A 1,364-nucleotide genomic window follows, 5' to 3' on the forward strand; every position below is an offset into this window, starting at 1 on the left:
AGCTTAGCACGCTAGCTTCGATGCGAGGCCCGATGTAAGGGATGCCAAAAAACTCGAATAAAGCCGCCATCTTACCGTCCTCGCCGTCGCAGCCGTGGATTAAATTTACGCAGACGTTGAGATCAAGCATGCTTTTTGAGAACATTCCGCCCGCAAAAAACCCGCCCGTGCCGATACTAAGCTCCTTCGCCTTAGCGTATTCGCCGTTTTTAAAATACGCCGCGCGCATATTTTTATCCTCGATGCGGTAAAATTTGCGCTCCTTATCGCAAAAGATAAACTCCAGGCTCTGTCCTTTTAACGCGTTTTTAACGGCGATTGCCGAGATTATGCTTACCTCGTGCTCGTAGCTCTGTCCGCCAAAAACTATACCAAATTTCATCATCTCTCCTTATGCTAATTTTTTAAGCGCTTCTTTTACGAGCTCCGCCGTGCTCGTGCTGATGCAATCAACCATCGCTTTATTAATGCGCTCCCTCTTAAACCCGAGGCTCTCAAGCGCCGAGATCGCCTCCGCTTTATAGGTCTGATCGGGGCTAAATTCCATCAGCTTCGCATCTCCCAGCTCGGCGATCATCCTGCGAGCCGTCTTTGGGCCGATGCCCGGCACCGAAGTAAGCGTCGCCGCATCGCCGCTAGCGATCGCTTTGATAAACGCTTGCGAGCTGAGGCTCGAACACACCGCCATCGCCGTGCTTGCGCCGATACCGCTGAGTTTGATCAGCATCTCAAACATCGTTCGCTCTCTCTCGTCCAAAAAGCCGTAGAGCAGATCGGCATCCTCTCTGATGATCTGCGTGATCAAAAGCTCGGTCTTAGCGCCGCTTTGCAGCTGCGCGGCGCACCCTAGCGAGATATTTACGCCGTAGCTTACGCCGCTTGCGAGCTTCAAAACGCAGCGCGTAGGCTCTTTTTTGGTAATGATCCCCTCAAGCGCCGCTATCATTGTATCGCCCTTAAAATTTCATCGATCGCCTGATTTAGCACTAAATTCATAGCGTTAAAGATACTTTGCGAGCTCGGATCGGGCACGAAGACCTGCTTTGTGATGATGCCTGAGGTTTTGGAGCTGATCGCATCTAAAATTTCATATGCGATCGTGATAACCGCCTGATCGCCGTTAACTTGAAGCGCAACGACGTTTGTTTTTAAGCGCAGGTCTTTTTCTTTGGGCACGAAGATCGGATTTAAACCGCACGTGGAAAACGCGGCGTCGATCAGCGCCTTATAGACCATCTCGCTGGGCATCGTGATAAACTTAGCGTCGCTTGCAAACCGCGTTCGGTTTCTAAAATCTACTATTAAAATATCGCGCCTATCGACAAGATCGGTCGCCGCGACATTGTCGATGAAGATATTTCGGC

At 50.6% G+C, this 1,364-nt stretch carries 2 protein-coding genes and 1 pseudogene; all 3 read right to left on the reverse strand.

Going from position 1 to position 1,364, the window contains the following annotated elements:
- Positions 1 to 382: pseudogene (locus tag Q0236_RS05245) on the reverse strand (D-alanine--D-alanine ligase); the annotation flags it as partial.
- Between the two features lie 9 nt (positions 383 to 391).
- Entirely contained in the window at positions 392 to 946 is a 555-nt protein-coding gene (gene ruvA, locus Q0236_RS05250; protein WP_297915795.1) for a Holliday junction branch migration protein RuvA, read from the reverse strand.
- Positions 943 to 1,364, reverse strand: a 422-nt coding sequence (locus Q0236_RS05255) for a hypothetical protein (protein ID WP_297915797.1), incomplete at its 5' end; no start/stop codon positions are given. The genes ruvA and Q0236_RS05255, both read right to left, overlap by 4 nt.

It is taken from the genome of uncultured Campylobacter sp., assembly GCF_938031315.1.
Taxonomy (GTDB): domain Bacteria; phylum Campylobacterota; class Campylobacteria; order Campylobacterales; family Campylobacteraceae; genus Campylobacter_B.